At 45.0% G+C, this 21964-nt stretch carries 20 protein-coding genes; 6 read left to right on the forward strand and 14 right to left on the reverse strand.

Annotation, left to right across the window (positions count from 1 at the left end; genetic code table 11):
* The first annotated feature begins 90 nt into the window (after positions 1–90).
* Positions 91–729: an NAD(P)-dependent oxidoreductase gene (locus tag F0228_RS16870; RefSeq protein ID WP_136974127.1), complete on the forward strand. Its 639-nt coding sequence runs from the start codon at positions 91–93 to the stop codon at positions 727–729.
* Positions 730–827: 98 nt separating this feature from the next.
* Here the strand turns inward: F0228_RS16870 and F0228_RS16875 are convergent, their stop codons facing one another.
* Positions 828–1481, reverse strand: a complete 654-nt coding sequence (locus F0228_RS16875) for a cupin domain-containing protein (RefSeq protein WP_171731400.1) — start codon at positions 1479–1481, stop codon at positions 828–830.
* Positions 1482–1652: 171 nt separating this feature from the next.
* Positions 1653–2420 (reverse strand): SDR family oxidoreductase, encoded by a 768-nt coding sequence (locus F0228_RS16880; protein ID WP_048659026.1) that lies wholly within the window; start codon positions 2418–2420, stop codon positions 1653–1655.
* Between the two features lie 105 nt (positions 2421–2525).
* On the opposite strand from F0228_RS16880, the gene F0228_RS16885 reads away from it, so the two are divergent.
* Positions 2526–2864: a helix-turn-helix domain-containing protein gene (locus tag F0228_RS16885; protein ID WP_004741127.1), complete on the forward strand. Its 339-nt coding sequence runs from the start codon at positions 2526–2528 to the stop codon at positions 2862–2864.
* 42 nt (positions 2865–2906) lie between these two features.
* On the opposite strand, the gene F0228_RS16890 is transcribed toward F0228_RS16885, so the two are convergent.
* Entirely contained in the window at positions 2907–3812 is a 906-nt protein-coding gene (locus F0228_RS16890; protein WP_105057928.1) for a LysR family transcriptional regulator, read from the reverse strand.
* 209 nt (positions 3813–4021) lie between these two features.
* Here F0228_RS16890 and F0228_RS16895 point away from each other — a divergent pair, with 209 nt between their 5' ends.
* Entirely contained in the window at positions 4022–4741 is a 720-nt protein-coding gene (locus F0228_RS16895) for an SDR family oxidoreductase (RefSeq protein ID WP_050643750.1), read from the forward strand.
* Between the two features lie 118 nt (positions 4742–4859).
* Here the strand turns inward: F0228_RS16895 and F0228_RS16900 are convergent, their stop codons facing one another.
* Together F0228_RS16900 and ompW are read right to left on the reverse strand one after the other, a co-directional pair.
* Entirely contained in the window at positions 4860–6671 is a 1812-nt protein-coding gene (locus F0228_RS16900; RefSeq protein WP_171762506.1) for a choice-of-anchor I family protein, read from the reverse strand.
* A gap of 200 nt (positions 6672–6871) precedes the next feature.
* Positions 6872–7513 carry an outer membrane protein OmpW gene (ompW, locus tag F0228_RS16905; RefSeq protein WP_008216576.1) on the reverse strand — a complete coding sequence of 214 codons (642 nt, stop codon included), beginning with the start codon at positions 7511–7513 and terminating at the stop codon, positions 6872–6874.
* A 397-nt stretch (positions 7514–7910) separates the two neighbouring features.
* On the opposite strand from ompW, the gene glgC reads away from it, so the two are divergent.
* On the forward strand, positions 7911–9131 hold the full coding sequence (gene glgC, locus F0228_RS16910) for a glucose-1-phosphate adenylyltransferase (protein WP_171762527.1): 1221 nt from the start codon (positions 7911–7913) through the stop codon (positions 9129–9131).
* A 108-nt stretch (positions 9132–9239) separates the two neighbouring features.
* On the opposite strand, the gene F0228_RS16915 is transcribed toward glgC, so the two are convergent.
* Positions 9240–10670, reverse strand: a complete 1431-nt coding sequence (locus F0228_RS16915; RefSeq protein ID WP_061033841.1) for a Na+/H+ antiporter NhaC family protein — start codon at positions 10668–10670, stop codon at positions 9240–9242.
* A gap of 418 nt (positions 10671–11088) precedes the next feature.
* Positions 11089–11673 (reverse strand): hypothetical protein, encoded by a 585-nt coding sequence (locus F0228_RS16920; RefSeq protein ID WP_171762507.1) that lies wholly within the window; start codon positions 11671–11673, stop codon positions 11089–11091.
* A 507-nt stretch (positions 11674–12180) separates the two neighbouring features.
* Here F0228_RS16920 and raiA point away from each other — a divergent pair.
* Both raiA and F0228_RS16930 read left to right on the forward strand, forming a co-directional pair.
* Positions 12181–12537, forward strand: a complete 357-nt coding sequence (gene raiA / locus F0228_RS16925) for a ribosome-associated translation inhibitor RaiA (protein ID WP_008216582.1) — start codon at positions 12181–12183, stop codon at positions 12535–12537.
* A gap of 220 nt (positions 12538–12757) precedes the next feature.
* Positions 12758–12913, forward strand: a complete 156-nt coding sequence (locus F0228_RS16930) for a DUF3012 domain-containing protein (RefSeq protein WP_081090369.1) — start codon at positions 12758–12760, stop codon at positions 12911–12913.
* Between the two features lie 173 nt (positions 12914–13086).
* Here F0228_RS16930 and phnE (F0228_RS16935) read toward each other — a convergent pair whose 3' ends face one another.
* From phnE (F0228_RS16935) to F0228_RS16965, 7 genes are all read right to left on the reverse strand, one after another.
* Positions 13087–13890, reverse strand: a complete 804-nt coding sequence (gene phnE / locus F0228_RS16935; protein ID WP_008216584.1) for a phosphonate ABC transporter, permease protein PhnE — start codon at positions 13888–13890, stop codon at positions 13087–13089.
* Positions 13890–14702: a phosphonate ABC transporter, permease protein PhnE gene (phnE, locus tag F0228_RS16940; protein WP_061033843.1), complete on the reverse strand. Its 813-nt coding sequence runs from the start codon at positions 14700–14702 to the stop codon at positions 13890–13892. Before phnE (F0228_RS16940) ends, phnE (F0228_RS16935) begins: the two co-directional genes overlap by 1 nt.
* A complete protein-coding gene (gene phnC, locus F0228_RS16945; protein WP_171762508.1) occupies positions 14690–15460 on the reverse strand; it encodes a phosphonate ABC transporter ATP-binding protein in 771 nt (256 codons plus the stop codon). Before phnC ends, phnE (F0228_RS16940) begins: the two co-directional genes overlap by 13 nt.
* A 121-nt stretch (positions 15461–15581) precedes the next feature.
* Complete coding sequence (gene phnD / locus F0228_RS16950; RefSeq protein ID WP_102425933.1) at positions 15582–16622, reverse strand: phosphate/phosphite/phosphonate ABC transporter substrate-binding protein; 1041 nt, start codon at positions 16620–16622, stop codon at positions 15582–15584.
* A 255-nt stretch (positions 16623–16877) separates the two neighbouring features.
* Positions 16878–18098 carry a glycerophosphodiester phosphodiesterase family protein gene (locus tag F0228_RS16955; RefSeq protein ID WP_171762509.1) on the reverse strand — a complete coding sequence of 407 codons (1221 nt, stop codon included), beginning with the start codon at positions 18096–18098 and terminating at the stop codon, positions 16878–16880.
* 270 nt (positions 18099–18368) lie between these two features.
* Positions 18369–19721, reverse strand: coding sequence for a sigma-54 dependent transcriptional regulator (locus tag F0228_RS16960; RefSeq protein WP_171762510.1), 1353 nt, complete (start codon positions 19719–19721; stop codon positions 18369–18371).
* Positions 19718–21691, reverse strand: a complete 1974-nt coding sequence (locus F0228_RS16965) for an ATP-binding protein (RefSeq protein WP_171762511.1) — start codon at positions 21689–21691, stop codon at positions 19718–19720. The genes F0228_RS16960 and F0228_RS16965 overlap by 4 nt, the downstream gene beginning before the upstream one ends.
* Positions 21692–21964 lie beyond the last annotated feature (273 nt).

Genomic DNA, 21964 nt, shown 5'->3' on the forward strand with positions numbered 1-21964 from the left:
TTTGCGATATTTATCGCAACCTAGTGAGCTATTAGACTGCAATGGCTGTCGAGAAAACGACTCAATAAATTAGATAATTGGAGAGACATTATGAAAATTGCAGTATTAGGTGCATCAGGTTGGATTGGTAGTCACATCGCTCAAGAAGCTCAATCTCGTGGTCACGAGGTCGTTGCTGTTGTAAGAGATGCAAGCCGCGTGGAAACCAAAGGCATTGAAGTTCGTTCATTTGATTTACAAGATGAAGCCGCAAGTCTAGCAAACGCACTATCCGGCGTTGATGCAGTCATTACTTCGATTGGCGGACGTGCTCTGGGTAATCACGACATCGTAAAAAACACTGCGACTAAATTGCTGGCAACATTACCGAGCATCGGTATCGATCGCCTACTTTGGGTTGGCGGAGCTGGCTCATTAGAAGTAGCGCCAAACGTACCGCTAGTGACTGTTCCTGACTTCCCTGCGGATTACAAAAACGAAGCGCTAGCACAGGGCGAAGCTCTTGAAGTGTTCAAGCAATCTAATAGCGAAGTTAACTGGACGTTCGTTAGCCCTGCCGCAGAAATATTCCCGGGCGAGAAACTATCGACCTACCGCACTGGTGGCGATCAACTGCTCACCGACGAAGATGGTAACAGCAAAATTTCAGTCAGCGATTACGCTATTGCGATGATTGATGAGCTCGAAGCTGGCAAGTTCCCGCGCCAACGTATTGGTGTTGCTTACTAATGCTCAAATGTGTATTAGGTAAGCTCAATAGGCACTAGAAAGCAGAAAGCCGCTGACTTTTAGTAAGCGGCTTTCTATTTTACTTGTCGAGATAATCATCATATCAGGGGCAAATGACCTGTTTTCACTAGGATGATCGTCTCTTCTTCCACATAAGGGAAATGCTCGCTCATGTGAGGGCTACGCATCCAAGTATGTTTCGGGTACACGCCATGTTCATCTTTAAAGGTGCCCGACAACACAAAGATCTCTTCTCCACCAAAGTGACGGTGCGGCTGAAAACGTTCGCCAACAGGCCACTTAACTAAAGCGACATGCTCGTGCTCAAACTCATGTAATGGCATGACTTGTAACCCGCCAATACCAGGTAGCCATTCCGTTTCGAGCGTATTGACTCGAACTTGCGTTAAGTCTCTCGCATCAAACTGATTAAGCTTAACTAAGATCGTGCAGCCCTCTTTACTCGATGGGGAATGCGCGCTGCCTGGCGGATTACGGATATAAGTGCCAGCGGGGAAATCGCCAGTTTCATCTGAGAACACACCGTCTAATACGAAGATCTCTTCTCCTTGCGGATGTGGGTGTTCAGAGAATGAAGATTGAGGGTCGTATTTCACCACGCTAGTCGTGTGACCTGATTCTTTCTCTTCTCTTTCTAGGGGCTTACGCCACACTCCTTTGGCAGGGCTTGCAACCCAATCTAGTTTATCGGTTTCGATAACCAATCTCTTTGAAAAGTCCATGTTGAGCATAATGACGACCTTACTCTAAATATTGTTTTAATTATTATTGTCTTGCTAATGTCTATTCTACGCGAATAACGAGCGAGGGGGAGACTTCGCTGCTAGTTGCTAATTGCTAATTGCTAATTGCTAATTGCTAATTGCTAACAAAGCATCCCCCATATTAAAAACTCGGCTCGATTAATTGCGGCCTGCGATCACACCACCATCAACATCCCAGATTGCACCCGTTACCCAATCGGCACTGTCAGACAGTAGGAAAGAGATGCTGTTTGCGATGTCTTTCGGTTGACCCACTCGACCAATAGGGTGGAATGCGTTGAAGCCTTCTAGCGCTTGGTCCACTTCTTCTGGCTTAATGAATGATTCGTAGATCGGCGTTTTAACGACGGCTGGAGACACCGCATTCACGCGAATGTTGTGATCTGCAAGCTCCATCGCCATGTGCTGTGTTAAAGCGTGTAGTCCTGCCTTTGCCATTGAATACGCAGAAGATGGCGTCGCTTTAATAGCTTGTTTCGCCCACATAGAGCCTACATTTACCACGTTTCCACCACCGTTTTTGATCATCAACTTACTGACAGCTTGAGTGATGAAGAAAGTCGCTTTATTAAGCTGCATGTATTGCTCGTAATCCGACTCCTGATGTTCGATAAACGCTTTAGGGTTAAAGTAGCCAGCCGCATTAACAAGGTAACCAATACCCTCTTCAAGTGACTCTAGATGCGCAATAAGATTCGACACACTTGCATCATCATAAAGATTAGCTTGCCAGCCAGTAGCGTGGCCCAGCGACTGAAGTTCTGACACAGCTTTATCTAACTTAGTTGGGTTATTGCCGACAACCAGCACATGGATGTTTTGAGCGACCAACTGCTTCGCTGTTTCAAAGCCCATACCACTTGTGCCACCGATTACTACTGCAATACCATTTTTAGTGAAGTTCATTTTGTTATCTCCTAAGTCATGTGAACGTGGTAATCTTAGGCTTTGAACTAACACTATGAATAGTAAGTACAAATCGGTTAGGTAGGTACTTATTGGTACATCTTTATGAAAAATCAGGAAAACTTTTTTTCAAGAAAATCAGCGCCAGAGCGTTCCGCTCGCATGGTAGAGACCATCTACGGTTGTAAATGGTCGCTCACGGTTTACCAATTACTGGCAAATGGCATCAATCGTCCCGGTGAAATGGTACGCTCGGTCGAAGGGTTATCGACCAAGGTCTTGAATGAATGTTTAAAGCGAAATGTAGAATTTGGGATTCTAGATAAGCAAATGTTCAACGAACTGCCACCAAGAGTGGAATACCAAGTCACTCCATTTGGTGAGAAGTTCTTACTGATTCTGGATCAACTAGAAAGCCTACAAAACGAAATCGACGAGATGTAAGCTCAAGCCGGTCACACTATTAGCAAAATACAGAAAGCACGATTAGCTCACTGGCATTTGTTCAAAGCGACTTTTCACAAAATCAATAAAGGTTCTAATCCGGCTTGGTTGATAGCGGTCTCGGTGGTAGATCGCTGAAAAGTCCACTTTAGGTACCACCCAGTCGTCAAACACCTGAACTAATTGCCCATCATTAAGTTCTTGTAAGCAATAGATAGTAGGTACACGAATAATCCCGTTCCCGGACTTCGCACCTTGTACCAACACTCGACCATTTTTACATTGCAACCTACCCGTCACATGCACATCGAGTGTTTTCTTGGTGTCATCAAGCGCCTGAAAACTCCATTTACGCACCGAGCCGGTTAAGCAGTCGTGATGGATCAACTCTTTAGGGTGGTTAGGCTTTCCTTTGCGAGCAAAATACTCAGGGCTCGCCAGTGTTCCCATCTCTATGTCCAATAGCTTCCTCGCAATGAAGCCCGCATCTTCAAGGCTTCCCATACGAAAAGCGATATCGAACGCGTCTTCAATCAAGTCGACTCGGTTACTACTGAAATCAAGGCTGATGCTGATATCTGGGTAGAGCTGCATAAACTCATTGACCAGATCCGCGATGATCACTTCGCCTAAATAACCGCCAACACAGTTGACTTTGATGTCACCGCGTACCTCTTCGACATCATCAACCGCAGCAATCAGCGCTTGGTCTATATTATCTAAGGCTTGTTCACATCTCGTGTACAAATCTTGCCCTGCGTGAGTCAGCCTCAAGGTTCGAGTAGTGCGGATAAACAGCGTTACACCCATCTGCTTTTCTAGGCTACTTACTTGGCGTGATACGTGGGAACGCGACACATCCAACTCCTCCGCCGCTTTGGTGAAATTACCTAAACGAGCGATCAGCACAAAAGAACGAATATCAGACAGGTTAATTTGATTAAGCATAGTCGCCAGCTTACTAATGGAGTTATGAGATAGACGCTTTATTGTTGCACCACAGCAACAGTGTTTCAAGTAAAGCGCTATATATCAACAATGCTATTTTCCTTAATATACCTCCATCGCAACGAAGCAAGACAACAAACACTTGATTCGAATGCACTTAAACAATACGTCGTAGCCAACCGACGCAATAAAAGTACAGAGGAAATAAAATGAAAAAACTAATCGTAATTACAGGTGCAAGCTCTGGTATTGGTGAAGCAATCGCTCGTCGTCTAAGCGATGAAGGTCACCCTCTGCTACTTCTAGCTCGTCGCATTGACCGCCTTGAAGCGCTTAACCTACCAAACTCTCTATCTGTAAAAGTAGACGTAACAGACAAAGCGTCTTTTGATGCGGCAATCGCACAAGGTGAAGCGAAGTTTGGCCCTGTAGATGCGCTTATCAACAACGCAGGTGCAATGCTTCTTGGTCAAATCGATACTCAAGACGCTCAAGAGTGGAAGACAATGTTCGATGTGAACGTAATTGGTCTTCTAAACGGCATGCAATCTGTACTTGCTCCAATGATGGAACGCAACACAGGTACTATCATCAACATCAGCTCAATCGCGGGTAAGAAAACATTCCCAAGCCACGCAGCTTACTGTGGCACTAAGTTCGCGGTACATGCTATTTCTGAGAACGTTCGTGAAGAAGTGGCCGCTTCAAATGTTCGTGTTACTACTATCGCACCGGGTGCTGTTGAGACTGAGCTTCTGTCTCACACTACATCTCAAGAGATCAAAGACGGTTACGATTCTTGGAAAGAAGACATGGGCGGTGTATTGGCAGCTGACGACATTGCTCGCGCAGTATCATTCGCTTACCAACAACCACAAAACGTATGTATCCGTGAAATCGCTCTAGCTCCGACTAAGCAACAGCCATAGGCTTTTGTTATCGCGACTAAATCAGCGATTTAATAAGCTATGAACTAAAAAGCGCCACGAATTAACAAATCGTGGCGCTTTTGTTTGGATTCAATCAAATACCAAGTAATAAGCCAGGTTAGAACTCAACGCGGTAAACTGATGTGCTACCACTCACTTCATTGCCAACCGCAATAAAGTGGTTACCAAAACGAGTGAAATACTTGATTGATTCTGGGCCTAAATCACCCGCTTTCGAGTTGTAAGTATCGTTGTCGCAATCACCGTCTTCATCAACCTTAGTGCACACTGGTTGTGTGAAGTCTCGGTTGTTCAAGTAGCTGATGAAACTTGCGTTCTTAGGCTGTGTTACGTCGTAAACCATGATGCCACCTTGGCGCTCAAGGCCGACAAAGGCATAGTGCTTACCGTTGATCTCAGCCACTTCGATAGCTTCAGGTTCTACCCCTTTATCATCGCTGCGATCGTCACCACTTTGGTTGTTATCATTGGTGCTGTTGAAGTTTGCAGGATCTTGTTCAAGAACGATTCGAGCGAAATCATCCCCGCTATCAAACACTAACTCGCCAGACTCATCCCAAATAGAGAAAGAGCGGCTACCGAATGCTTGAACCTTTTGGTCAGCAGCAAGTGTTCCTTGTGGCTTAATCACCTTTAGGCGAGCCAGTTGCTTGTTATCTTTCAACGATCCAGCCAATGGGTGGTTAGCGTCAACATCTAGTTTCTTGCCACGTACTTCATCAACATAAGCGATACAAAAGTCTTTCTCTGTGGTGTAGTTTTCGGTGCCTTTATAGTCATCGCCATCCCACTCAAAGCCTTTATCGTCACACACTTGTTGCGTTGTCTTGATGCCATACTCGCGGCCGTCACCTTCGTTCGCCGTCACGGTGTAGGTATTGCCATCAACACTGTAGTTAGTGATGCTGTCTGGCATGTAAAGTCCTTCTAACATCGCGTAGTTTTGTAGGTTGCCGATATTTTTGTCTTTATTCGACGCATCCAATTGCGCGCTATCCCAAGGTTTGCCGCCTAAACCAAGAATCGCATCCACCTCTGCCGTTGCGACATCAATCGCTGCTAGTGCGTTGTTCTCTTGCAGGGCAACGTAGAGTTTGCCGTTGTCAGCAAACGTTAGGTATTCAGGCTCTAGGTCTTGAGCGACGGTCGCATCGGGAGCTGAAATTCGAGCCTTATCGGTTAATTCCTGGTGACGAGGCTGACCTTGGTTAAATGCCTTGAAATTAATCTGAGTGACCTTCGCTTGCATCGGCCCATTCGCTAAATCCACCAATGTCACCGAACCTTCAGGATCAATGCTGTAATCCGCATTCGGCTCACCTTCATTTGCAGAAGCAATGTAGCGACCGTCTTTCGAGAAGCTCACCATGTCTGGCAGTGCGCCAGCTGTGTAAGTGGTGATCAGCTCTAGTGTGTCTGAGCGATACAGAGCAATAATGCCATTTTGTTGCTTGTCCGCATTTTCAATCGCGACCGCAACTAATCCTTGATGAGTCGACACGCTGTTCGCTGCACCAATATCAATCCCCGAAGCTACAGCCGCTGATTGAAGATCTATAGAGCCTTCAAAGCTTGGCGAGCTATCGGTATTCATCGATAGCACGTCAACTTTCTTTGCTTGAGCATTTACGACATACAATTTATCGGTACATGAATCGTAGCTGACGATTTCGGCTGCAGAAGTATCAAACGGAGCGTCAGCAATGGAACTGCCAACCAGAGTAAGCCCGGTGACCTCAGCATCGCTTGCGATTGGCTGTTGGCTGGATTGGCACTGGAGGCTCAAAGCATCAAGTGGGGTTTGAGATAGCGTATTCGCCGTAGATGATGTTGACTGAGAACATCCAGCCAGAGCGGAACTTACTGCGATAGGTAGTAATAAAGTCAGCTTATTAAATTTACGATTCATATATCCTCCATAATTTGAATCGCGATCATAGAGGCCGCTTATGACACTTATCTTTCCCTTTTGTTAACAATAGGTGACGACAATCGGTTTCTTTTACCCATAACAACAGAAGGTTAGAATGAGCATTTAATTAACAAGCACACAAAAAAAGGCGCACAAGCTGGCTGATGCTTGAGCGCCTTAGTAAACTGAATCGTAGGTTAGAAGTTGTAACCACCACCGATCATGAATACCCATGGGTCGATATCAACGTCTGTTGAGAACTGTTGACCATTAAACTTATATTTTGCTGTAGTGCCGATATCTGCATACCAAACCGATGCGTTCAGGAACCAGTCTTCATTGATCATGTAGTCCATACCAATGTTTGCTGCTAAGCCCCAAGAGTCATCAAGAGATAAGTCGCTTAAACCTAGATCTTTCGCTCCTTGATTTAGTGACTCATCGAAGAATACAGTGTAGTTGATACCAGCACCTACGTAAGGGCGGAAGTCACTGTTTGCTTGGCCAAAGTAATACTGAACCATAAACGTTGGTGGTAGGTGTTTAGTATCAGCAATTTCACCTAGACCAGTTGCAGAAATGTTGTGAGAAAATGGGCTTGCCGCTAGTACTTCAAAGCTGATGTTATCTGTAAACATGTAGCCAAAAGTCAAACCAAGTTGAGTGTTTGAGTCTACAGAAAATTCTGTATTTGGATCATTCAACACAGCGCCGCTGCTGTCATTTGGAGATACTGTTGCTGCACCTGCACGGATGATGAAATCACCTTCTTTATGAGCAAGAACATTCGTCGACATAAGAGCCGCAATAACCGCAATACCACATACTGTTTTTTTCATTATTATTTCCTTGAGGGCTTCATTTTATTGGTGAATGAGTAATCATTTCTTATTTTGCGTGCAAGTTATCACAGAATACCCCTACTTTATTGATGGAAATCAATTTGTGAAAGGTTATGATTATTTGTGTAAATTTATATCGACCCGATCACTTTATTCCTTCATTTTATTGACAGTTTTGTAATGCGACTTTTCCGTGCATCATTTTGTTAACTCTACCTTTTCACTTTGCTCGGATCTCTTTGGATCAAAATAGAGCAAGCCAATATCTCGTACGCATCAATTTGGTGCAGTCCCGAAAAATTCATTGCCACCTTGTTTAATATTCAATGAGTTACATTTGGCTCAGTGCTTGCAGGACCATATGCATAATCATAAATACATTGAGGTTCTGACTATGCAAGACACTCTAACAATCGTTCTGGCCGGCGGTGTTGGCTCTCGGCTTTCTCCCCTAACCGATAACCGCGCAAAGCCTGCGGTGCCTTTTGGTGGCAAATATCGAATCATCGATTTCACGCTCGCGAACTGCCTACACTCCGGGCTTCGCCAAATTTTGGTGCTGACTCAGTACAAGTCTCATTCTTTGCAAAAACATTTGAGAGATGGTTGGTCTGTGCTTAACCCCGAGCTCGGCGAATACATCACCAATGTTCCCCCACAAATGCGCACAGGTGATAGCTGGTACAGCGGCACTGCCGATGCGATTTATCAAAACTTGTATTTGCTTTCTCGCAGTGAAGCCAAGCATGTGGTGGTGTTATCCGGTGACCATATCTATCGCATGGACTACGCTCCAATGCTCAATCAGCACAAAAAGAACGAGGCCGACCTAACTGTGGCGTGCATGGAGGTTTCGATTGACGAAGCCAAAGAGTTTGGTGTGATGGAGATAGATGAGTCCCTACAAATCAATAACTTTACCGAAAAGCCACGTTACCCTGCATGTGTACCTGGAAGGCCAACTCGAAGCATGGCTTCAATGGGAATTTACATCTTTGATAAAGAAGTACTGACACAGGCATTATTGGCAGACGCAGAAGATCCAGACTCAAGCCACGATTTCGGTAAAGACATCATTCCCAAGTTAGTCGGCAACAACAGTGTTTACGCGTATAAGTTTGGTGACGAAGAAGGGCGCGTAACCCAAGATGCTTACTGGAGAGATGTGGGTACGATCGACTCTTATTATCAATCGAACATGGATTTGTTAAAGCCAACTTCGCCAATCGATTTGTATCAGCCAGATTGGGCAATTCGCACCTATGAGCCGCAACTGCCGCCCGCACGCACCATCGCATCGGTAGAGGGGAATCAAGGGATTTTCATCAACTCGATGATCGCGAATGGCGTAGTGATTGAAGGTGGTTCAGCGCAAAACTCTATCTTTTTCCCCAAGGTAAAAGTCAGCAATGCCGCGATTGTGATTGATAGTATTCTGTTTGAAGATGTTGAGATTGGAAAAAATTGCCACATTCAAAACTGCATTATAGATAAGAATGTGAAAGTACCAGATGGAACCCAAATTGGTCTTGATAGCCTTGCTGACGCCAAGCGTTTCCACATTTCGAAACAGGGTGTCATCGTCGTCCCCTCCTCTTATCAGTTTGAAGAGTGATGCTCTATCTCGGTTAACTTCACCTCGAACGAAAAAGGCAGCGAATTCGCTGCCTTTGTATTTGGTTGGATGTTTTCAAGCAAAGCTATCCGATTAAAAGCCCAAACCTTAGAATGGACCTAACTCAATCATTTGAGCAATCACGACTGAAATCAGAGCGCCCACCGACCAGAACAAGAATAGCGGCAAGAAGAAACGCACCCACTTACCATAAGGGACTTTCGCAATCGCCAGTACCGCCAGCAAGCCACCGTTGGTTGGATAAATGTAATTCGAGATACCGTCACCCAATTGCGATGCCAACGCCGCAACTTGACGAGTCACTTCACCAATATCTGCCAGTGGAATGATAATTGGCATAGTAATCACCGCTTGACCACTGCCCGACGGGATAAACAGGTTAATCGCGGCTTGTGAGAAGTAGATACCTGCCGCCGCAACAAGCTTAGAGCTGCCTGAAATGATCTGCGCAAGATAGTAGATAATCGAGTCGACAATCTTCGCGTCTTCCATGATGGTCAACACCGAACGCGCAAAGAAGATGATCAACACAGCAACCAATACATCGCTGACACCTTTAGTCCAATATTCACAAATCTTGTTAGGAGACAATCCTGCCACCAAGCCAGGAATGATCGCCATTGCCACAAACGCACCTGCGATCTCAGTAAAGCCAAAGCCCATCGTCAGAGTACCGAAGATCATGTATGCGAACACGCCTAAGAATGCGATACCTGCTAGCTTCTCACGAACCGTCAGAGACTTAGCTTCAACGTTTGATTCGTAGTGGTAACCCGTGCCGTGTAACAAGCCGTTAGTTGGATCTTGTTTTACTTTTCTTGCGTAATTCAACACATACCAAGCACCGGTCAGCAGCATAAACATGCCGACAATAAAGCGATACCACATGCCTGAATACAAAGGCAGCTCAGCGATAGTATGTGCAATCCCCGTGAAAAATGGGTTCGCCAACGCCGCAGCAAAACCCGCACAACTTGCCAGTAGCACAACACCTAACGCTGTGATCGCATCGTATCCAAGCTTGATACAGATCGGAATCATCAACGAGATGAAAATAACATCCAATTCACGCATACCAGTGAAGGTTACGTTGAAGAAGATCGCCGTCATGATCACTGGTGCGATCACATACAAGCCTTGCTTTTTAAGCTTAGTGGTAAGCGCGACGACCGAAGCGTCTAGCAGACCCATGTGTTTGATGATACCGAAAGCACCACCAACAAACACCACAACACCCATCACGCCAGAAGCGGATTTGAAGCCTTTAAAAAATGATTCGAAAAAAGAGGCTAATGTTGTTGGGTTGCTTGCCAGTAGTGTATAGCTGTCTGGGTCGATCACCGTGCGGCCATTCATAACCACTCGTTCAAACTCGCCTGCAGGGATAAAGTAGGTTGCGATTGCTGCAACGATTACCATGATGACCAAAGAAAGAAATGGATGGTTTACTTCTTTCTCTGTCGAAGCTGTATTACCAGCTGGAGATGTAGGTACGGATGTAGATACCGTAGACGTCATATAGACTCCTTACTTGTCAGCAACCAAGCAATACTTGGCGCCAGGGGGATTTTTGGAAAAACGAAACCCTTCACGCAGAACATAGTTCGCGCTAACTAGGCTGTTTCTAAAAGGCCTTTGATAGATGGTGCTCTCAAATGTACATAGTGAAGTAGTGAGAACTACTCTCTTTGCGTCCGAGCAAAATGCAGATGTTCGGCCAAGTCAGGCCAAACTGAATGAGGTCATTACAAGCAGATAAACAGAACAAGACTGTTTGGGTAATGCGTTTTTTATCAATTACAAAGACAAGCGGCGCATACTAGCATAACGAGCAGTAAAATGTCAGAAAAGTGTGAGTTAAGTCACATTTTGGTGGGGGAGGGGGGGTATAAAAAGCGCCCTGCAAACCAGAGCGCTTTTCGGAAATGGAATAAAACTACTTAGGTGCTAGCTCGTAGTTCTCTTGCATCTCATGAGGGGCAATACCGTACTCATAATCCGCTAAGTAACCGTCCTTATAAACCTTCATCCCTTTTTCATCCCAACTCACTTTAATCACGGCTGTTTTGCCATCTTCGCTGCCCATTAGTTCAAGCATTTCAGCATCAATCTTAATCGCTTTGATGGTTTTAATTCGCTTAAACGGCTTGAACTCAGTGGTCGACGTTGGCAGTGAACCATAGCTACTGATCCACGTCTCTTTTGGTACCAACCATTGGTTGAAAACATCATCAACAATCGCCTTAGGCATGCTTGCAATAACTACATCATCCGTCATCACGTTGTTGGTTTCTAAGCTGTAACCACCCTTTCCGTCAGAAACGTAGGTCGGGAATTCAGTGCCTATTTCAGATTCAGCAGGCAAACGGCCTAGCGTCACAGACTTTTTAACGTACAGCTCTGCAGTTTCAAATTGCTGCATGATCTCTGGAATTTTCTGAAACTCAACAGGCGCAGAAAAAGCATTAAAAGCGAAAGAAAGTGAAGCTGCAACAGCAGCCAATTTAACAGGCATTTTCATGGTAACGGATCCAAATTTAACGACGGTGTTATGGTATCCCGTACTAACAGGTATCTCAATAAACTACCGCAGTCCTTGATGGTAATTGTGATATTGAGTGACGAATGCATAAATAGTTAGTGCGTTACTCAGATCTGTCGGAGCTTTGAAGCAAGTTTCAATATGGAGTGGGCTGTTGAGTGTCTATAAATTAGAGTCTAGTGGTAACTTATTTATCAAAAACGAAAGAAGTTAGCCAAGTGACAAGTTCGGAATTATAAAGCCGATGAAGAGATATTCACTAGAGTGACGCTCACAATTAGAGCAAATCATCAAGGATGGAGTATTTTTGAACATGTCTCGAAAACACGAAACATAATATGCGATCAGTTATTCGGACTTTCAAGGGAGTAAGTAGAGATTATTTGATAACACTGAAGTCAATCACACATGTGTACTTTCTCTATTGGTTAATCTATCCGATGTTTGCTACGTTTAAATGACACAGTCATTGGAAAGGTATGATTTATGAAAATAAACGTTCAAACACATCACGTATCAATTAACGACGACTCACGTAAAGACATCGAAGGTAAGTTCGAAAAGATATCTAACCATTTTCCATCACTGATCAGCTGCGACATCATCATTACCAAAGAACATGGTCAACATCAGGTTGAAGTGTTCACCAACTACGAAGGTGTGCGTGTAAACGCAAAAGCGACAGATGACGTAATGTACCCAGCTATTTCTTCAGCAATCAAGAAGCTAGAAGCAGGCCTAAGTAACCGTAAGGGACAATTAAAAGCAGACCTACACGAGAAACCAACAAGTACCAAGCCAGAGATTGCTTCGGACATCATCCAAGAGATGAAACTGGTATAACTCCTCAAGTAGTCAAAGCTTACCGATAAAAGAAGCTTATTAAGAATTTCAAAGCCAGCACATGTTGCTGGCTTTTTCGATCTTGAGACTCCGTCATCCCTTCTCGTTACCAAATCGCGACTTCAGCTCAAATCTATATCGCCGGCCCCTGATAGCTATGACAATCATCAGTAGTATTTGATAGAGTTATCCGAAATCTAGCCCAAACGGAATATTTGTTATGAAGAAAGTCACGTTGATCCTTTTCCTAGCCACTCAATTAATGGCTTGTACAGAAGTTGGCAGTGAAGCTTGGTGTGAAGATATGAAAGAGAAACCAAAAGGTGACTGGACGGCGAATGAAGCGGGTGATTTTGCTAAACACTGTATTTTCTAAGCGCTCGCTCTCCGTTAAATACAGTTTAATACAGAACACACCGCATAAAATAACGACCGCTAGGTAGACCGAATTACCTAGGGTCGTTTGAGCTTTAAAATGCTAGATAGGCAAGCTCTCAACTTTCAAACGAAACACATGTCATAAAAAACAAAGTGAACACAACACACCGATTAAATCAGTTTGTTACGGATGTGGATAACCACCGCTTCTGCAACGATAACCACCGCAAAAATACTCACTAATACCATCGAAACTTTTTGCCATTCAAAAAGGTTTTGCGCATCGTTAAGCACCACGCCAATACCACCAGCGCCCACCAAACCCAATACCGCAGATTCACGAACGTTGATGTCCCAACGGAATAACACGATTGAGTAGAACGCTGGCATCACTTGTGGCCAATACCCTTTCAACAAGATACTCATCCACGAAGCACCCGTTGCGCGTAAGGCTTCAATAGGCCCCATGTTCACTTCGGCAATGGCTTCCGCTAACAGCTTCCCTACAAAGCCGATACTGCGAATTGCAATTGCCATGATGCCGGCGAGAACACCGGGGCCAAACAGTGCGATAAACAGTAATGCCCATACCAGTGAGTTCACCGAACGTGAAGACACAAGGAAAAATTGAGCAAACCAGTTCAACGCTTTATTGGGAGTAATGTTTGGTGCATTCAACAACGCCAAAGGAATCGCGAACACCAAAGTAAACAGCGTACCCAAGGTCGCGATGTGCAACGTTTCAATCATCGCGGCATGGATCGTTTGTGGGTAAAAAGCGTAATCCATTGGCACCATACGCTGAAACATATCAGCGAACTGAGCAGGCGCGTCATAAAGAAATTCAGGAATCACTTCCACCGTCTGCCAAGACCAAACAATGGCACACACTAGGCTAAGGTAAACGGCGAATCGAGCCACACGTTCATTAGGTGTAAAACGCTGCCACTCTCTATCGATAGATGCAGTTGTCATTAGAAGATTCTCCTAACAATGTTGGAAAGGAATTCACCGACAAGAATCAGTGCGATAATGGTGAGCAAGATAGCGGCAACGAAATCATAGTCGAAACGTTGGAATGCAGAGAAGAGTGTGCCGCCAAGGCCGCCCGCCCCCACAATGCCCACCATAGTCGAATTACGCAGATTAGAATCCAACTGATAGCTTGCAAAGCCAATAAATCGCGTGAAAACCTGCGGCATCACGGCATACAGAATGACACTAACAAAGCTAGCGCCTGTCGCTTTAATTGCTTCAACCGGTTTAAAAGAGATCTCTTCAATCGCTTCAGCGAAAAGCTTAGCGATGAAGCCTATCGACGCAAACACTAAGGTCAAGATGCCAGCTAGCGCCCCAAAGCCCACCGCTTTTACAAATAAGATGGCGATGATCACTGGATGAAAAGAGCGACATAAGGCGATAAAAGCACGGACCGGCGTTGAGACGATCGCTGGCATCATATTTCTTGCAGCAAGTAGACCAAGGAATAATGAAATCACAATGCCAAAGAAGCTCGAAATAATCGCAATCTGCAAGCTCTCTGCGAGACCACTCAATAGCAAACTGGTACGTGAAAAGTCAGGCGGGAACATTCGAGATAGTAATCGTTCACTTTCACCAAAGCCGATGATCAAACGCTCAAACGTCAGCCCCAATGTCGAAAAGCTATAGAACAAATAAGCGATAACACCAGCGATGATCGCACGGTTCGTCCACGACGCTTTAAACGGGTTTTCACGGTTAGCTTGCGAAAGACTTGGCGACGAACTTGGGTTTAATCCAGCCATGACTCACCTCCGTAGATGATTTTCAGATCTTCCTCTGAGATGCCTTCTGGGCTGCCATCGTAATGCACCTTGCCATTACACATACCAATGATACGTTTGGCATAACGCTTGGCTAAGTTCACATCGTGGATATTCACCAACACCGGGATGTTTTTCTGTTCGGCAAAGGTTTCCATCAACTCCATGATCTCAACCGCGGTTTTCGGGTCAAGTGATGAGGTTGGTTCATCAGCAAGAAGGATATAAGGGTCTTGCATTACTGCACGAGCAATACCAACACGCTGCCTTTGACCGCCAGATAAGCTGTCGGCACGTTGGTTTGCAAAATCTTGCAGACCAACAAATTCCAGTAACTCAAACGCTTTTGCTAAGTCTTGTGCTGAGTAGTTACGGCGCCACGCATTCCAAGCGCTCATGTAACCTAAACGCCCACTCAACACGTTTTCGATAACCGTTAAACGCTCTACCAAGTTGTACTCTTGAAAGACCATGCCGATATGGCGGCGCTGTTTACGAAGTGCTTGGCCTTTTAGTTGAGTCAGGTCGGCACCATCAAAAATGATCTCCCCTTGGCTAGGGTCATTAAGACGGTTAATACAACGTAGAAGCGTGCTTTTACCGGTACCTGACGGTCCGATAATCGCGATGATACCAGGCTCGTCGATATCAATATTAATGCCTTTAAGGATTGGCTTGCCTGCCACATATTCATGAAATAGGTTGTTGATCTTTATTCCGTCATAGCTTGCTACGGCCATACTGCATTTCCTTGTGCGAATTTTAGAATGATCTATGCCCTACCCGCGAGGGCATAGATACTGGTACCAATCGTAGTAAGTAACTGGTATTGGTTGAGGTAAGTGTTCTGAGAACTAAGGGTTAGCCGTTGTTTGCTTGTTTCGCTAACTCAGCGGCTTTTTTCTTTGCGCGTTTAGCAGCGTCTTTTTCAGCCAGCTTTTTCAAACCTGCTTTGGTGTAAGCCGTGCCTGTCGCATGAGCGATATCACGAATTACGCCCCACTCTTCCTTATAGCTGATTGGCGAGAAACGGTCTGCACCTTTGAATGATGCACTCATCTCTGGTGTGAAGCGGTAGCTGAAGAAGGCTTCGTTGATCTTCTCAACTAGCTCTGGTTTTAGGTTGTAAGCGTAACCGAAAGCAGACGTTGGGAATCGTGGGCTGCGGTAGATGATCTTAAGCTCAGAATCATCAACACGACCTGCTGCTACCATACGATCGTACACGTCAGATGCCACAGGTGCTGCATCATAGTCTCCATTGAAGACACCTAGGATAGATTGGTCGTGTTTACCTGAGTACAGCACTTTGTAGTCTTCATCTGGCACTAACCCTTTAGCTGGGAATAACGCACGAGGAGCTAGGTTGCCAGAGTTTGATGATGCAGAAGTGTGTGCAACCTTTTTACCTTTAAGATCAGCCATGGTGTTGATGCCACTGTCTTTGCGCACAATGGTGATCAGATTGTAACCTTGGAAACCAGACTCATCGCCTTTCACTGCAATTGGAACGTAACCCGCTAGGTTAACCGCGTAACCAGTTGGCCCCGTAGAGAAACCAGCAACGTGCAAACGACCAGAACGCATCGCTTCTACTTGTGCAGAGTTCGAGTGCACCGTGTAGTAGATCACTCGCTTACCTGTGATTTTACTTAGGTGAGCTTGGAAGTCGGCAAACGCATCTTTGTATAGCGCTGGGTCTTCTACTGGTGTGTAGGTAAACACAAGCGTACTTGGGTCATTCCACTCGTCTGGATTCTTTGGTGAATCTGCCACCAAATCTTGGTTTTCATCACAGTATCGATCGTCTAACACACCACGGCTAGAGCAGTCGCTTGCCATAGCCATTGAAGGAAGTAGTAATGAGCTAGCGATTAACAGTCCTTTAACACTGATTTTCATATTCAAACCTTACTTTTACTTATTGTTGAAAGTCGCCTTCACTATTGCAGCCTTTATGCCATGTTTTTATTTATTTAAATTCAACAACTTAATGGAAAACTCAAATTCAACAATCTATTTTGAGTCATTCATGTCCACCCCAAAAGCTTACATTTGGGTCATTTATGTCCCATCAATTTTAACGGTAAAAAAAGAGCCCGAAGGCTCTTTGGTTCACTGCTTTTTCTTTTATTATTCTTCAATAATCCAGATAACTTAGGCGTCGCTGTCCATGCAGTTTGCGTAGTAAGTTACCGTTGCAGGCCAGTCACTGAACACGCCCATCACACCTACATCTTGTGCCAACACATCGAGCATTTTCATCATGTCGCCATCATTGTTGATGCCATCTTTCACGCTCTTGTAGTACCAACCGCCGCCTTGCGCTAGTGGGCCTGAACGCTCCAGAGTCCATGCAATAATCTCGAGGTCTGCATCTTTAGCGAGTTTGGCGTAGTTAGACGCAACCAGTTCATTGTTCTCATCTAAATCAACCAGAGCAAACAGGGGTGGCGCAATGATGTTTACACCCGCATCGTGCAGCTCTTTCATGTTCTCAACAGAAGCGACAAAGTCCGCTTGCTCGTAAACACGGTCATCAAGATAAACGGCTTGTTTACCGAATTTTGGCGCTGCTTTGATCCAGTACTTCACATCATCTAGGTTGAACGATTGCAAGTAAGTCTCTGAAGGTGCAAAGCCCGCATCTTTTAGTTCATCCACCAGCTTTTGCGCGTACATCTCTTGGCTGAAGCCATTGAAAGGCATCTCAACCGCTGCCGATTTCAATTCAGGTGTCACCTTCACACCGTGTTCTTTAAACAGCGCCGCACTTTCTGCGTGTGTCATCAACGTCCCGCTCTGGCTGTATAGATCCGTTCGCCAACCCGGAGTGCCGTTCATGTACTCTTCGACTGTGGTTGCTTTCGGGTTCGCCCCATCCATTTTTCCTTTTAACGTCTTAAACTCCGCCAGCGTGAAATCGGAAGTACGACACTCAACCTGAGCATCTTCGCCTGTCGCAGGGTTCGCCGGTTTAAATGGAACTGAACACTTCTTAGCAAGCTCTGGGTGAGCCAATACATCGGTTGTGGTGTGCAGGTCACTTTGAGAATGTCGACACACCAATTCCTTATCTTTAGTGAAAGTAACATCACACTCTACGACACCGGCTCCCATCTGAATCGCCGCTAAGTAAGATTCTTTAGTGTGCTCGGGAAACTGCATTGCAGCTCCACGATGCCCAATAGAAAAATCACTACGATGAAAAGGCCCTTCGCTACAGCTGAGCAGCTTGGTTTTCAAAGGGCTCTCGTCCATATTGTTGACTAAAAAGAGGGGACGAGGTCCTAGGTTTGCTGACTCTGTCGCCGCCCATGCTGTCATTGAGCTAACGCCGAGTATCAGAGCAATCGAACCTTTCAGTATTTGCTTCATGTTTGTATCTCCTTGCAACAAGCAATTATTTTTCTAATTTCCTTAATCCGGCCATTTCTACTTTCTGTGAGATGACCTCATTTGGGCTGATGCCACAATGTTGGGGTTGCACGCTTTGTGCCAAATGTTAAAACTCTTTTATTACAATCACTTGAAAAGGTTAGTCATTCGACTAAATGATAAATGGGTCATTGTTGTCTTGTGCTTTTTCTTCCGCTTTGTCTTTTGGTTTATGTTTGCTCTTTGCTCCTCAAGAACCAAGTTAATGAGTTAGGCTTTAAAGCTCTCTTTATCCAACTGGTGTTTCTTCATTTTTCGATAAAGCGTTTTTCGGGGCAGATTCAGCTTGCTTGATACCTCATTGATATTGCCTGCGCTCTCTATCAAGGCTTCGGTTAATACATTTCTCTCGTACTGCTCCATCTGCTTTTCAAAGGCGAAATCTTCCCCAGTCGATTCACAAATTGGCGATTGCAGATCAAAGCCATCGCCGACAATACCGAGTACAAATCGGTCGGCAACATTACGTAACTCACGCACGTTTCCGGGCCATTCATGTCGGCACAACTGTTGTATCTGTTCTGGATAAATCGTCGAAGGACGCGTCTTGTATTTGTGGCTTGCTTGAATCACAAAGTGACGGAACAACACCTGAATGTCCTCTTTGCGTTGGCGCAGTGCCGGAAGATTTAAGCTGGCAATATTTAAGCGATAGAACAGATCGGCTCTAAATTCACCGGATTCACTGAGGCTTGCGAGGTCAGCTTTACTGGCAGCGACGACTACAATATCGACAGGTATCAATTCATTGCCACCAACACGCTCTATCACTCGTTCTTGAATCACACGTAGCAACTTAATCTGCACTGCAATCGGCATGCTTTCAATTTCATCAAGGAAAAGAGTGCCACCATTGGCTTGTTCTATTTTGCCGATGCGTTTCTTATTGGCGCTGGTAAACGAGCCCGCTTCATGACCAAACAGCTCACTCTCAATAATGCTCTCTGTCATGCCACCACAGTTTATTGCGACAAACGGCTTTGCCTTACGACGACTAAACTGATGCAAGGCGCGAGCAATTACCTCTTTGCCTGTGCCTGTCTCACCATTAATGATGGTGTCGACGCCAGTATGAGATAGAGCAAGCACTTGCTTACGTATGGTGTCCATCGCTTTGGATTGCCCGATAACCACAGATTCAATCGGTAGTTCTGTATCCTGTTCGTCATCTAACGTTGCAGGGCTGTTGTGCTGACACTGTGCCAACGCCAAGTCGAGCTTTTCTACCAACTCACTGGCATCGAGAGGTTTCTCCAGAAAGTCGAACGCACCCAACTTCATCGCCTCTATCGCCATCGGAATATCACCATGCCCGCTCATCAGTACTACCGGAACATTGGCTGCGCGATGTTGGATTGAGCTCAACAACGTAAGCCCGTCGACTTGTGGCATTCGCACATCACACAACACCACCGACTGACTATTTGCTTTGAGGGATTTTAGGCCAAGGTTTGGGTCGGTAAAGCTCGTGACACGGAAACCCTCGAGTTCCAACATTTCACTCACGGCTTCAACAACGTCGGTTTCATCGTCGATAAGAACTATGTGTTTTTCTGAAGTCATGAGTTTGTGCCTTTTGGTAGAGTGACGATAAAGGTGGTGCCTTGGTGTTCAATCGATTCGACGTGAATCGAGCCGCCAAAGTCTTTAATTATGTTGTATGCGATAGACAAACCGAGCCCGAGCCCCTTACCGGTTGTCTTACGGGTATAAAATGGGTCGAACAGATAAGGAATGTCCTCTTCGGGTATTCCTAATCCATTGTCTTTAACTGATATCTGAATGGTGTTCAGGTGCTCTTGAGTGGAGATGTCGAGCTGAGGCTGCTCTTTATGTTCAACGGCATCCAAGGCATTGCTGATCAAATTCACCAACACTTGCTCCAAGCGAATGCTATTGGCTCGAACCATTTGATCGCTTTGTGGGGAATAATGAATCAACACCCTACTCTGTCTAGTTTCAAAGAGATCGATCGCATCACCAATCACCTTATCCACCTCGACGTTATCAATTTTGCCGTCACTCTTGCGTGAGAAGGCTTTCAAGTGACGTGTAATCGCAGCCACTTTGTCTAATAAGATCTCGATCTTTTTCAGGTTCTCTTCTGCTCTGTCTGGCCTTTGCTTACCTAACCATAATTGAGCACTTCGAACGTGACTGTTTACTGCGGTCAGAGGTTGATTGATCTCGTGAGTAATGCCGACACTTAACTGCCCCAACGCGGCCAGTTTTCCAGCTTGAATGAGCTCATCCTGAGTAACACGCAGCTTGGCCTCGGCTAAGGTACGTTCTTCCACCTCTGCCTCCAATTTACGGTTGGTTTGCTTGACGACTTTGGCGGTGGTTTGAAATACCTTTAAGTACTTAGCCATTTGCGTCACTTCGTCTTTGCCACGAATCGCGACTTCGGTATCTAAATGGCCCGTAGAAATCGCGAACATGTTGTCTTTAAGCTGTAATAGCCTTTCCAAAATATTCTTGCGCACATAGAACCATGAGATAGCCGCGGCAGCTAACACACTAAAAAGAGAGAGAAAAAGTGACAAACGTTGGTTCGATTGCAAAGAGTGTTGCGCCTGCTGAATCGACTGATCAATATTGCGGTTCACTTGGCTAGTGTTACGTTCGATTTGTACCGTTAACTGATTCAAATGCTCACGGCTGTTTTGTAAGAAATATTGCTCTTGATAGAGATGATCGAGCGCTTTGTTTTTCAGCCCATACAAGCTGCTATCACTTGAGGCTAGGTTGTAAATCACGGTAAGTTGATTGTCCAATGTTGGAAAATCACTTCTTAGATCGCCACTTACCCATAGCTGCCACCATTCTTCTCCAACCTGCTCAAGTCGTAAACTGGTGTAATCCAGCTCATTAAAACTGGAGTCGTTATACAGTTTTTCTACCAAGCCTAATTGGTAGTACAGCAGGGATTTTAATTGCGTGAATTGAACCTGCTCTTTGGCTGAATCAGGCAAGCTATCGAGTGAATCACTGGCTTGCTGCAATAGCGGGTAAAAGCCTTCGAGTAGATTTCGAAGTTCTTGGTTGAGCTGTTCAGATTCAATCTCACTTTGGTACAACAGACTGAGGCTATTGTTAACTTGAGCAATAAGATCTTTAAAATAGGAGTGATAATCCGGAAATTGCACCATAACGCTATTCATAACTGAAATAGCATCTTCAATTTTAAGCATCGCTTGTTTACGCTCTAAATTGGATTCCGCATCACTGAGTTGAGATGAGGTTGTGATAATGACACGCACCATGTCATTTAAGCGAGCTGCGTTATCTAAAGCGGGGATTTCACTCTCTTTTAGCTCAACAAGGCGTTGATTTAGGTTATCAAAGGTGAAACTGGAGACTACCGAGAGGAAGATTGTAGTCATCGATAACATGGCTAACGCCAGCACCAAACGCAGCTCTATGCCTTTCCAGCCAAACCACTTACGACGCGGAATCTTGATCGGAAATGGACGTTCAAAACGGTCCTTGTTGTCTATCACCTCTGAGACACGACTACTCACTCGCCCCACCTTCTTCTCATCAAAAACCAGTAGTAAAGGTCAATGATTCAATCAGTTAGGTGGTTAGCCCGACTTAAAGCCACTTCAAATAGTTTTAGTGAAACTATGAAAACAAGAGTAATCATTAACATTTCACATAAAACACCATAACAATTATTTTATAAACCCCAGACTGTCTGTTTTGAGAGAGAAGAAGGTGACTTCACCGACAGAAACGTGATTACTCTATCAATATAAAAAAATCGCATAAGCTTTCACCTATGCGATTTCATCAATATCACG

The sequence above is a fragment of the Vibrio sp. 99K-1 genome (assembly GCF_013114585.1).
Taxonomy (GTDB): domain Bacteria; phylum Pseudomonadota; class Gammaproteobacteria; order Enterobacterales; family Vibrionaceae; genus Vibrio; species Vibrio chagasii_B.

Bases quoted from the DNA above. Each gene is read 5' to 3' on its own strand.
- F0228_RS16870 (WP_136974127.1), top strand. From the start codon at position 91: ATGAAAATTGCAGTATTAGGTGCATCAGGTTGGATTGGTAGTCACATC.
- F0228_RS16875 (WP_171731400.1), bottom strand. From the start codon at position 1,481: ATGCTCAACATGGACTTTTCAAAGAGATTGGTTATCGAAACCGATAAA.
- F0228_RS16880 (WP_048659026.1), bottom strand. From the start codon at position 2,420: ATGAACTTCACTAAAAATGGTATTGCAGTAGTAATCGGTGGCACAAGT.
- F0228_RS16885 (WP_004741127.1), top strand. From the start codon at position 2,526: ATGAAAAATCAGGAAAACTTTTTTTCAAGAAAATCAGCGCCAGAGCGT.
- F0228_RS16890 (WP_105057928.1), bottom strand. From the start codon at position 3,812: ATGCTTAATCAAATTAACCTGTCTGATATTCGTTCTTTTGTGCTGATC.
- F0228_RS16895 (WP_050643750.1), top strand. From the start codon at position 4,022: ATGAAAAAACTAATCGTAATTACAGGTGCAAGCTCTGGTATTGGTGAA.
- F0228_RS16900 (WP_171762506.1), bottom strand. From the start codon at position 6,671: ATGAATCGTAAATTTAATAAGCTGACTTTATTACTACCTATCGCAGTA.
- ompW (WP_008216576.1), bottom strand. From the start codon at position 7,513: ATGAAAAAAACAGTATGTGGTATTGCGGTTATTGCGGCTCTTATGTCG.
- glgC (WP_171762527.1), top strand. From the start codon at position 7,911: ATGCAAGACACTCTAACAATCGTTCTGGCCGGCGGTGTTGGCTCTCGG.
- F0228_RS16915 (WP_061033841.1), bottom strand. From the start codon at position 10,670: ATGACGTCTACGGTATCTACATCCGTACCTACATCTCCAGCTGGTAAT.
- F0228_RS16920 (WP_171762507.1), bottom strand. From the start codon at position 11,673: ATGAAAATGCCTGTTAAATTGGCTGCTGTTGCAGCTTCACTTTCTTTC.
- raiA (WP_008216582.1), top strand. From the start codon at position 12,181: ATGAAAATAAACGTTCAAACACATCACGTATCAATTAACGACGACTCA.
- F0228_RS16930 (WP_081090369.1), top strand. From the start codon at position 12,758: ATGAAGAAAGTCACGTTGATCCTTTTCCTAGCCACTCAATTAATGGCT.
- phnE (WP_008216584.1), bottom strand. From the start codon at position 13,890: ATGACAACTGCATCTATCGATAGAGAGTGGCAGCGTTTTACACCTAAT.
- phnE (WP_061033843.1), bottom strand. From the start codon at position 14,702: ATGGCTGGATTAAACCCAAGTTCGTCGCCAAGTCTTTCGCAAGCTAAC.
- phnC (WP_171762508.1), bottom strand. From the start codon at position 15,460: ATGGCCGTAGCAAGCTATGACGGAATAAAGATCAACAACCTATTTCAT.
- phnD (WP_102425933.1), bottom strand. From the start codon at position 16,622: ATGAAAATCAGTGTTAAAGGACTGTTAATCGCTAGCTCATTACTACTT.
- F0228_RS16955 (WP_171762509.1), bottom strand. From the start codon at position 18,098: ATGAAGCAAATACTGAAAGGTTCGATTGCTCTGATACTCGGCGTTAGC.
- F0228_RS16960 (WP_171762510.1), bottom strand. From the start codon at position 19,721: ATGACTTCAGAAAAACACATAGTTCTTATCGACGATGAAACCGACGTT.